Source organism: Chitinophaga eiseniae (assembly GCF_012641265.1).
GTDB lineage: Bacteria > Bacteroidota > Bacteroidia > Chitinophagales > Chitinophagaceae > Chitinophaga > Chitinophaga eiseniae_A.
In genome coordinates this window covers 26,535-38,704 of record NZ_JABAHZ010000014.1, presented here as the reverse complement: position 1 = coordinate 38,704, position 12,170 = coordinate 26,535, and the positions used below count along the sequence as shown (strand labels likewise).

The 12,170-nt window shown below is 45.7% G+C and carries 5 protein-coding genes; 4 read left to right on the top strand and 1 reads right to left on the bottom strand.

Annotated features, from left to right (window positions below; translation table 11 throughout):
• Nucleotides 1-253 precede the first annotated feature (253 nt).
• The 3 genes from HGH91_RS30200 (at nt 254) to HGH91_RS30190 (ending at nt 10,000) form a co-directional block, all read left to right on the top strand.
• Nucleotides 254-3,439, top strand: a complete 3,186-nt coding sequence (locus tag HGH91_RS30200; protein ID WP_211092483.1) for a SusC/RagA family TonB-linked outer membrane protein — start codon at nt 254-256, stop codon at nt 3,437-3,439.
• Between the two features lie 24 nt (nt 3,440-3,463).
• Complete coding sequence (locus tag HGH91_RS30195; RefSeq protein WP_211092482.1) at nt 3,464-5,068, top strand: RagB/SusD family nutrient uptake outer membrane protein; 1,605 nt, start codon at nt 3,464-3,466, stop codon at nt 5,066-5,068.
• Between the two features lie 669 nt (nt 5,069-5,737).
• Nucleotides 5,738-10,000, top strand: coding sequence for a T9SS type A sorting domain-containing protein (locus HGH91_RS30190; RefSeq protein WP_168742963.1), 4,263 nt, complete (start codon nt 5,738-5,740; stop codon nt 9,998-10,000).
• 241 nt (nt 10,001-10,241) lie between these two features.
• On the opposite strand, the gene HGH91_RS30185 is transcribed toward HGH91_RS30190, so the two are convergent.
• A complete protein-coding gene (locus tag HGH91_RS30185) occupies nt 10,242-11,153 on the bottom strand; it encodes a helix-turn-helix domain-containing protein (protein ID WP_317166868.1) in 912 nt (303 codons plus the stop codon).
• A 140-nt stretch (nt 11,154-11,293) separates the two neighbouring features.
• Here HGH91_RS30185 and HGH91_RS30180 point away from each other — a divergent pair, with 140 nt between their 5' ends.
• Nucleotides 11,294-12,145 carry an aldo/keto reductase gene (locus HGH91_RS30180; protein WP_168742962.1) on the top strand — a complete coding sequence of 284 codons (852 nt, stop codon included), beginning with the start codon at nt 11,294-11,296 and terminating at the stop codon, nt 12,143-12,145.
• Nucleotides 12,146-12,170 lie beyond the last annotated feature (25 nt).

The following is a 12,170-nucleotide window of genomic DNA, read 5'->3' as shown; positions in this document are numbered from 1 at the left end:
TCGACTATGAAAAACGCACTACATTTACGGAATATTATCTAAAAGTTAAACCGAAATATCTGCTTTTGGATACTGTTATTCAGCATCCACGGTATATTTGTTTCATCACCCCTCCGGAGGGAATGAAACGTTATGAAATACTTCTGATTTTATTTAATAGTCCCGTTATGAAACTATACGTCTCTCCTATACGTACAAACTCAGGTACGTATAAAGACCATACTATAGTGGGGTAAATACAACAATTTATTTTATGAAATTAGTGTTATCCAGCAGCCTGGCAGGCCCAGGTCATGCAAAATTCCACCTGAGGTTTGGTATTTCCACTACCTGCCGCCTTATGCTTGCTGCCTCCATTTTACTATTGACCAGCAACACGCTCCGGGCAGAAGCAGCCTATGCCATGGCGCCTGCTGCAAATACCAGCAAGTTAATTGGGGTTTCCGGTTCCATTAAAAATGAAAAAGGGGACCCGCTTGAAATGGCCAGCGTCATGGTAAAAGGAACCTCCACCGGCGCCATTACTGACCGTGCAGGCAGATTTACTTTGAATACTCCCAACACACAGGCAACACTGATCGTTTCCCTCATGGGATATCAAACACAGGAGATATCCCTCAATGGACGTACTGTGGTAGATGTTGTACTGATAGAAAACACCAAAGCCCTGAGCGAGGTAATAGTTATAGGATATGGTACCCAGAAAAAAGCAGACCTGTCTTCCTCCATTGCAACAGTAAACCCTAAGGACCTGCTGAAGGTTCCCGGCGGTTTCCAGGCAGCCATGCAAAGCCAGGTGCCAGGCGTACAAATCACCGGCGATAAGATCAGGATCAGGGGGGTAGGATCTATCAACAATACAGACCCACTCTACGTGGTAGACGGTATGATCGGTGGTGCCATGCCGGACGAAAATAACATAGAAAGCATCCAGGTGCTGAAAGATGCCGCCTCCTGCGCCATCTATGGCGCCAGAGGTGCAAACGGCGTTGTGCTGGTAACCACCAAACGAGGCGCCGCCGGCAAAACAAAAATTGACTATAATGGCTATGGTGGTACCAAGGAGATGTCGCATAATGTTGGCCTCCTCAATGGTCAGCAACTGGCTGAGCTGATCAACGAAGAAATGTATAACCAAAACCCTTCCCGCACGGATTACCTCCCAGCCTTGTCAGATCCCGCCAAAATCGGGAAAGGATATAACATGGTAGACGCCCTGCTGAGAACAGGAGGCTACCAGAAACATAACCTGGCCATTTCTGGCGGTAATGAAAATGCCCGCTTCCGCATCAATACCAATTATTCTACAGATAAGCCTGTTATCATAAAAGATGCTTATAAAAATTATGGCATTCAGTTCATATCCGATTTTACAAAGGGTAAGTTAAAAGCCGGTGAAACTTTTTCACTCAGCCGCAACCTCAGAAACTGGAGTAATAAAAATATTATTGATGGACAGAAATGGTCTTCTACTTTGCCGATCTACGACCCTAACAGCACTACAGGGTTCGCAGGAGCAGGTAACGGTACCGATGTGGCCAGCGCCCTGGCCAATGCCTACCTCAACTCCAACGAGTCTGAAACAATAGGCGCCAATGGTAATGGATGGGTGTCTTATGAATTTATTCCGGGCCTCCGCTATAAATTCAATATGGGTATCGACTTTTACAGGAACCGTACCCAGAATTATAACTCTGCCTACTCCGTAGGTCAATATCAGAACCACGATCCGGACGAACTGTCCATCTCCACTGCACAAAACAACAGGTATCTCTACGAAAATACCCTTTCATACGACCGCCAGATAAAAAAACATAACATCAGCGCACTGGCGGGTATCACCTCCGAAAATTCCGAATACCGCGCCGTAAACGCCGGCGCCAGATCGCTGCCAAGTCCCGATCTGCTGATCCTGGGCCTCGCTCAGCTTTCTTCTTCACGCGTGGTTGGATCAGGTGTAGGACGGACCGCCATGTACTCCCTATTAGGCCGGATCAACTATGCCTACGATAGTAAGTACATGCTCACCGCCAACTTCCGCCGCGATGCCTCCGCGAATTTCGGTAAGGCAAACAGATACGGTAACTTCCCTTCCTTCTCTGCAGCATGGAGAGTAAGCCAGGAGAATTTCATGAAATCCATACCTTTCATCTCCGACCTGAAAATCAGAGGCAGCTACGGAAAATTAGGCAACTCCGATATCAGTCCATACCAATACCAGAGTACAGTCAGCTTTGACCATGTATGGTATTATCTCAATGATGTAATGGTTACCGGCGCCCTGCCTGCCACACCGGCCAATCCAAATGTTAAATGGGAAAGCCAGAACTCCACCGACCTCGGTATTGACCTCTCCCTGTTTAATAATAAACTATCGGTAACGGTAGACTATTTCAATAAGAAAACCGCCGACATGCTGGTGAATGTTCCTATCTCCTACGCCGCAGGATACCTGGACAATTTCCCGATATTGAACGCAGGTAGTATCAGTAACAAAGGATGGGAATTCCTCGTCAACTATAAAAATACAGTAGGGAAATTTACCTATGCCGTAGGCGCCAACCTCTCAACAGTAAATAATAAAGTGTTAGGTCTGGGTAATGGTAATGAAATCCTTGCGGGGGGCGTAAACCCGGGCGGTGAAAACGTGACCCGTACCGCTGTTGGTAATTCCATCGGTCAGTTCTGGGGATACGTCACCGACGGTTTATACAAAACCAAAGAACAACTGGACGCCGATAAAGCCTTCGCTCCGAATGCTGCACTGGGCGACGTTCGCTTCGTAGACCGTAACCACGACGGCGTGATCAATGCTGCCGACAAAGCCTTTATCGGGAATCCTATCCCACGCTTCAGCGGCGGATTTACCACAGATGTCAGCTATGCTTCAAAAGCCGGTACCTTCGATCTCTCCATGATATGGCAGGGTTCCTACGGCAACGACATCTATAACAACAGCAAATACTGGGGAGAAGGTATGTACCACTATTATAACAGCTTCTCCTCTACGCTCGACCGCTACCGCGCGGAAGACCTGGTATTTACCAACCCTGTCTCCGGCGTTAAAACCACATACCCTAAAAATACAGCTACCAATATGCCACGTGCGGTGTTAGGAGATCCTAATAAAAATCTTCGTGTATCCGACAGGTTTATAGAAGACGGCTCCTACCTCCGGCTGAAAACCCTTACCATAGGCTATACGCTCCCGACATCTTTACTGAACAGGTATAAAATAGATTTCATCCGCTTCTACGCTGGCGGTAAAAATCTGTTCACGTTTACCAAATACTCAGGCTATGATCCTGAAGTGGCCTCCGACAACAGCTTAAGCAATGGCCGCTATAACCTGAACCGCGGTATAGATGCACAAACGCCATGGGGACTGACCTTTACCAATACCCGTGAATTCTTCTTCGGTATGCAGGTCTCCTTTTAGTCGTAAACCAATAAATGCTTTAAGATGAAAAAATTCAATGTATATACCTGCGTACTTGCTGCTGCAATGATGACCTACAGCTGCAAACCTGACATGGACCTTAACAACCCGCAGGAAATTTCCATAGATACCTATTATAAAACACCTGCCCAGCTGGAAGCAGCTGTTATCCCGGCATACCAGGCGCTCATCGGTAAAGTGCAGGGTGGCTACGCCCGCTCTTTTTACTACGAACTGCTGGCTCCCGGTGATGACTTCAACCATACCTTTAAATGGGAACCCATGTACCAGGATACCTATAACACGCCTTCCAGCGATGGTATGGCCTCCGGTAGCTGGAAAGATATGTGGAACGGTATTTTCGCGGCCAATATAGCCATCGACAGGATCAATGCTTTTACAGGGCATATAGATGATAAACAGAAATCAAGATTGTTGGGAGAAGCACATTTTCTCCGCGGCTTACTTTATATGCACCTGGTAATGCTGTTTGGTGAAACAGTTCCCCTGATTCAAACCCCTGTGAAAAGCAATGCGGATTACTACCCGACAAATTCCAAACCCGGCGAGATCTATGCACTTATCATCAGTGATTTTCAACAGGCGGCAGGCCTTCTCCCACTCAGAAGTGAATTGTACAGCAACGCCGCCTTCATAGGAAGGGCCACTAAAGGCGCTGCGCAGTCCTACCTGGCAAAGGCTTATATGTACCGCCCTATACTGGAAGTTGGTAAGCCAGCAGAATTTGCGAAAGCACAGGAACAACTGAAAATTGTAATAGATAGTAAAGAATACAGCCTGGTAAATAATTTCCGCGACAACTCCCTCGAAGCAACTGAAAATAATCCCGAATCAGTTTTTGAAGTGCAACTGCACAACGGGCCAGGATGGCTGGGCGATGATATGTCCGACTCCTGGAGATGGCAGGAGATCGGTATCTATGACGGTACCGGTGGGGCATGGTGGAACCTCGCACCCAACAAAAAAACATATAATGAGTTCGAACCCGGTGATCCGCGTAAATATATGACGCTATTCTGCGACAACGGCGCCTTCTATACGCAGATCGATGGTAAAGTGACAGATTATAACTATTGGATGGCACATCTGGCTACCAACAAGGATCTATACGGTACACGCAAATACTGCCCGGATAAACAGACGGCCGACTTTGATGATGGCATCAACGACCGCCTTTTAAGATATGCAGACGTACTGCTGCTATACGCCGAATGTCTCAATGAAGCAGGAAACGCGGCCGGCGCAAAACAATACATCAATATGGTCAGGCAGCGCGCTAATTTAGTGGTGCCCTCTGAACAACCGCAACTCTGGTATCAGCATTCGCCAGGTACCATCCCTGATGTAGACGGCCTTCTCGCAAAAGATACCACCATCAACGGTATCAGGCTCAATAATATCAAAAATATTATTCAGCACGAAAGATTTGTAGAATTCTGTGGCGAATACCAGCGCTACTTCGACTTACTCCGATGGGGCATGGCTGATCCACAATGGCTGGCACCACTTAAAGCTATAGGATGGACCCCCAAAGCGATGTACTATCCTTTCCCACAGGCCGAATTAGACAACAACAAAAACCTCACTGGAAATGCAATGAATCACTAAGGAAATAGCAACATGGAAAGCCGGTTTCTCATCAGTAGAGACCGGCTTTTTTAATTAAATAATAGCCAGATTTCGCCCTCCAAAAAGAAAACAAAAAATCACCGCCCAGGCATTTAATTTGATATCCGGTAAGAACGACATGCTATTCTTTACATAACACCTCCAACCTGCAATTGTACCATATGAAAATACCAAATTCGAAAAAAATATTTTGAGTTTACAAACTTCTGATCAAAAATTTGAGAATAGTAGTAGAATAGAAAAAAAAACAGTATTTTCAAAATGGAAATCTATAAGTTTGAATTCATTAACCCAATTCACTGATATTCATTATAGCTCATCAAACTTGATTTCCCAACCAAAACACAGCATTAGCCACCCTCATATTCAAGGTTAATATTTGTATAAAAGCTAAAAAATGGTGAACAATCTATTATTTAAATACAGCTGTTATCAATACAATTTAATCACTCCAAAAAAGGAGTGCAATTAATTATTTATCCTAATCTTCAGAATTGTAATCTTATGATCAAAAACTTTATTCTTACCGCACTATGCCTGGGGGTATTTCAATGTGCGCATTCACAACGAACAGTTCAAGCAAGTAGGGAACCCGAAGAAAATGAGCAATCTGACCAGGAATTTAAAAATACCCAATGGTATAAATTAATGCAAAAGCCCAATGCCAACTATTTCAGCATTAAAAAGAAATTCGACCGGTACATGAAACAACATCCGCTGGTGGATGGCCCCAAAGAAACAGGAGAAGAATGGTTCAGGAACAATATATACTACCTGGATAGCAAGGGAAGGGTTCAAGCTCCCCCCGCTTTTAACTACCAACGTCTGCGCGCGGGCGTTGCTTCGGCGTCAACCGTTACAGACACTATGGCCGGAGACTGGCACATGACGGGGCCGCGCAACCAAACGCTGCAAGATGGTTTTACCAGGGGCGGCTTCTCCTATTGCGTGCGGATGGACCCTACCAATACACAAAAAATGTTCATCAGTTTTCAGACCGGTGGCCTTTGGGTATCATCCAACGGGGGAATTGCATGGCAGCTCACAGACGGCAACATGCCTGACAATAGCTATTTTGACATTATCCCCTGCGCTGCCAACCCGAACATTGTTTATGCAATTTCAAAGTCCGCAGTCATCAAGTCGACCGACGGAGGTTACACCTGGGCAACGACCGGACTCAATAGTTCCGTATCCACTTATTCCTCAACACAGGGATATGATATTGCGGTATCTCCTGCCAATCCCAATATGGTTGTTGCACGTTGGGGAAATTCATTATACCGGACAATGGATGGCGGTACAACATGGACTTCTGTTCTATCTGCGTTAAATAACATCAGCGCAGACGGCTATGTCAATAATACCGGGGGAATCCTGGAATGGAGCAACAACGACACCAGCCGGGTCTTTTGTATAGATGCCGTAACAGGGGGGCAAACAGCCACCATTTATTCATCTGCCAATCAGGGCGGAAGCTTTTCTTCGCTGGCAAGCATCACCATACCTACTGACATTCCGAAGCAGGACTTGCGCTTCATTAAAATTGTTACAACAACAGATCAGCCGTCTGATGTTTTTGCCCTTTTAAACTGTGGCTATTCCTATCTGCAGTTGTATAAAACTGACGTAAGCACGGGAACAACAACACTTGTCCGGAAAAACATGGTCAATAACCAGGGATGTGATGCCGTGGCCATGGATATCAATAATTCCAATAACATCATTTATGGCACGTATGGGGAACAAAATGTTCATTATTCAACAGACAACGGGCAAACTTTTGCCGCATCCAACCAGATGCATTACGACATCAGGTCTATACATATTGTCAGTGGCAAGGTGATGGTTGGAAACGATGGAGAAACGGTTGTATCATCCAACAAAGGCGCTACATTTTTTAATGTATCTTCCGGCATCTCAAATATTGAGCTCTGGGGCTTTGGCGCCTCTTTCAAGTCCGATATCCTGGCCGCAGGTTGCAATCATGGACCTCTTACCGTTCGTGATTATGCTGGGAACGGGGGCTGGTATCATCTCCTGGGAGCGGATCAACAGAATACCGATATCAACCCGCTCGACAGCGTTCATGTGATCTCCAGAGGGTATGATGCCTATTATGTAACCAGGACCGGTATCGGTACCTATACCTCCGTTTCCGGCCAGGTTGATCCAGGCAGGGAAGACTGGTTTAATAATCTGTCTTACCATCCTAATCTGTTCAATACAATCGAAAGCCACACCGCAGGGAACTTTCCTCAGCCTTATCAATCAACGCCTACCGGCGACAGGCTGACCTGGCGGAATTCCCTGCTCAGGAGTAACGACAATGGTCTTACTGTCAACTCCCTGGTGCATACCTTCAGCGACAGGCTGATGAGCGAAAAAATCTGTATGAGGGATACCAATCGCATTTATTGTATTGTTTCTCCTGCCAATAATCATTTGTGGAAAACTGCAGACGGTGGTGCTACCTGGACAGAGATCACACCTGGTACATCAGTGACTGGCGCAAACGTCAGGAATATCAGCGACGTGGCTGTAAGCGACATGAATGCCAACGAGATCTGGGTAACTTATTCCGGCGTACAAAACACCTGCAAAGTATTGCATTCGACAGACGGGGGAGCTACTTATACCAATCTTACTACCAGTACACTTGGTTCATATCCCATTGCAAAGATAATTTTCCAACGTGGTACCAATGGCGGTGTTTATGTTGGTAACAAGTCAGGCGTTTTCTATAGAAACAATAGTATGAGTGACTGGACGCTGCTGGGCACCGGGCTACCAATGCTTGAGGTGCGCAACATGTTTATCAATTATTACAAAGGTAAATTATTAATCGGTACCAGCCGGGGAGCCTGGGACCATGATTTGTACGAACATTCCTCCACTACGGCGCAAATATCGGCCAGTACAAAAAAGCCGAATTGCCAGTCCCCGAAAGTACAGTTCCGGGATTACAGCGTAGTGAGTAGCGGAGGCAGTGGGGCCACCTATTCCTGGCAATTCCCTGGTGGCACTCCATCCACCTCCACGTCGGAAACGCCGCTGGTCAACTATTTTGGTGCGTCGCCAGGTAGTTATGATGTAACCTTAACCGTTACAGATCAATACGGGACCAGCACCCAAACACTTTCCGGGTTTATCACCTACGATTCAACCGGCTGCTGTCAAAGCACTGCACCCGGCTGGTCATCAGAAGATATCGGGGGGCCGTCAATAGCTGGTACAACATGTTACCAGTCGACCTTGAACCGTTTCACTGTCAAGGCTTCCGGCGCCGACATCTGGAATACATCAGACCAGTTCAGGTTCAATGATACCACACTGAACGGCGATGGACAGATAATAGCAAAAGTCTCAAGCCTTAGCGGTTCCAGCGGATGGACAAAAGCTGGTGTAATGATCCGGGACACAACAACTGCCGGCAGTAAACAGGTGTTCATCACAGTAACGCCAAGCTACGGAGTTAACATGCAGTACAGAAGTTCTACCAATGGTTCTTCGAGCAGCAAACAGGGAGCATCAGGCGCAACAGCACCTTATTGGGTAAAGCTCATACGGGGAGGTAACTTGTTCACATCTTACACCTCTGCGGACGGGATTAACTGGACCAAGGTCGATACTGTCACCGTAGTAATGAAGGCAAATGTAAGGATTGGCCTTGCCCTTACCAATCACGATAATACGGGACTCGCAACTGCTGTTTTCGATAGTGTCAGCATCTCATCATCCTGTATAGCGATCACCCAACAACCGGTATCGGCCAAAACCTGTATTGGCAACAATGCTACGTTTAGTACAACAGTGACGGGAACAGGCAATACCTACCAATGGCTGAGTAATAACGGCAATGGGTGGTTTAATGAGGGCGATGGTGCCTGGGGCGATGGAACGGTTACCGGATCGTCAACGTCCACCATGGTAAAAGGTGTGAACGGCTCCACCCAAAATGGCCGGCAATGGCGGCTCCAGATTACCAACACCTCTTGCGGCACAATCCTCTCCAATCCTGTAACGCTTACTGTATCCGGAGTTGCTATTACCTCACAACCCGTGTCAACAACAGTATGCATGGGTAGCAACGCGACTTTCAGCGCAGACGTAGCAGGAGCAAATGCTGCCTATCAATGGCAAACCTACCAGGGCGGCACCTGGATCAATGAAAGCGATGGCGCCAAGCCAGATGGGGACGTTTCAGGTTCAACAACGCCAACGCTGGTAAAATTAGTGAATAGCTCTACTCAAAATGGCAAGCAATGGCGTTTGTTGGTTAATAACGGCTTCTGTAGTGCAGTTATTTCGGATACAGTAACGCTTACTGTTGCTGGTGCAGCCATTACCACACAACCTGTTTCAACAACAGCCAGCATAGGTACTCAGGTTATTTTCAGTGCAACGGTTGCCGGTACAGGCAATACCTATCAATGGGAAACCAATAAGGGGACCGGTTGGTACAATGAAGCAGATGGCGCCTGGTCTGACGGCACTGTTACAGGTTCAACAACAGCAACCCTGACGAAAACAGTGAATGCCTCCACCCAAAATGGCCGGCAGTGGCGCCTGGACGTTATCAGTGGGTGCCCCAAGATTGTCTCCAACAGCGCTACACTGACAATTACACAAGGCGCACTGGCAGCTGGCCACAATATCTCTGTTTCCGATACTAAGGAAAAAATAATAGTTTATCCTAATCCGGTGTATAATGTGTTGACTATTGCTGGATTGACAGAGAAGAAAACAATTATCATTTACAACAGCGCGGGTGTGTCCATCTATCGGGAAACAAGTGCCGCACCAACAAAAACCGTTAACACTGACAAGTGGTCAAATGGGGCATACATCCTGAAAATCACAGGAACTGATGGCAATACTCAAACTTTTAAAGTAGTTAAAAACCAGTAACAGGCAAGTAATCGTCGGTAAAAATTTAAAGGAATAAAACGAAGAGGTCGTCCTCTAGGCATGTAAAAAAACCAGGAGACGGCCTCTCTGTAATAAGTCGGGCATGAAATTTACTTATTCTGAGCATCCAGCACAATCTTATGGCTGGTAGGTATGTATCGAAAATAACTGCCTGCAAAAGGATTCCTTTCACCGGTTTCAGAATGAATCTACAACGGTAAAGAATTGTAAAGTTTTGTTGTCAATTCTGCATCCGGTATTCATTTGGTGTAATGCCAACGCGTTGTTTAAACAAGCGGGTAAAGTGTGCCGGATACTTAAACCCTAATTCACCTGCCACCTGGCCAACAGATTTCTTCAGATCAAATATTCTTTCTTTGGCGATGTTTATTATTTTGGCCTGGATGTATTCTTGTGCAGTCTTTCCTGTTTCCTTCTTCACAAGGTCACCAAAGTAATTAGCTGACAGATTCAATTCACCGGCACAATAAGCGACTGACGGCAATCCCAGATTTTGGGACTTATCGGATTCAAAATAATCATTCAACAGCTGCTCAAACCTTTCCAGTACTCCTTTATAAACGTGTTCCCGTGTAATGAATTGCCGATCATAGAACCTTACGCAATAATCCAGCAACAATTCAATGTTCGAGGCGATCAGTTTTTTACTGTGTTTATCAATCGCATGTTGTAGTTCGTAGCTGATCTTTGATAAATAATCCATCACGATTTGCCGCTCCCGTTCGGATAAATGCAGCGCCTCCCGTGTATCATAAGTAAAGAAAGTATAATCATTGATGCGGCGCCCGAGCGAGGTGCCATGTATTAAGTCCGGGTGAAATACCAGCGCATACCCTTTGGGTTGGTACATCTCGCCATTACTATTCACTCCTGCCACCTGTCCGGGAGCCAGAAACACGAGCGTACCTTCCTGGTAGTCATATGTATTCCTGCCATAGACAATATCCCCGCATTTGACCTCCTTCAGGAAGATGGTATAAAACCCAAAGTACATGCGGGAACCACTTCTGGGATTGGCCTTTGAAAGGTCCACCACGCTGACCAAGGGGTGCAATGTTTCGTTATTATTAAAGATATTATAATCACCAACACTATTGAATTTCAACATATTACCCATAAACATCCTAAGCATTTGCTTGTTAAAATTACTGAATAATCAGACTGCTTTCCGCATGAGTTCCCTGATTCAGTAAAAATGGTAATAAGACCAGTAATCGGTATAATCATTCTGCAAAAAATGTAACTCACCTTTGTAAAATCAAAGTAAACTACATGAAAAAAGTAACGCTAAACAACGGAGTTGAAATGCCCATTTTAGGGTTCGGCGTATTTCAGATACCGGATGCACACGAATGTGAACAAGCGGTGATCGATGCCATAGAAACTGGTTATCGGTTAATAGATACAGCCGCTTCTTACATGAACGAAGCCGCTGTCGGAAAAGCTATTAAAAACAGTGGCATTGCCCGGGAAGAATTATTTATCACTACCAAACTTTGGGTACAGGGTACAGGTTATGAAAGAACAAAAGCAGCCTTTCAAAAATCTTTGGAAAGATTACAATTGGATTATCTGGACTTATACCTTATTCATCAGCCCTACGGAGATGTATTCGGTTCGTGGAGAGCGATGCAGGAATTATACCACGAAGGAAAGATCAGGGCAATCGGTGTAGCCAATTTTTATCCCGATAGAATAATTGATTTGATTATCAACAGTGGGTTCACACCTGCCGTCAATCAGATTGAAACCCATCCGTTTCACCAGCAGATAGCTGCACAAAAGTTCCTGGAGGGAAACAATGTACAAATACAATCCTGGGGACCGTTTGCAGAAGGGAAAAACAATATTTTTCACAATGACGTCTTATCCGGCATTGGTGCGAAATACAATAAATCAATAGCACAGGTGATCCTTCGCTGGCTTACACAGAGAGGTATTGTTGCCATTCCGAAATCCGTTCGCAAAGAGCGCATGGCTGAGAACTTCAACATTTTTGATTTTGAACTTTCACCGGAAGATATGCAGGACATTGTTGCTTTAGATACCAATGCAAGCCTTTTCTTTGACCATAGAGATCCGGCAATGGCTAAGTGGCTAAGTGAAAGAAAATTAGACCTCTGATAACGTCAAAACTAAAACGATCAGT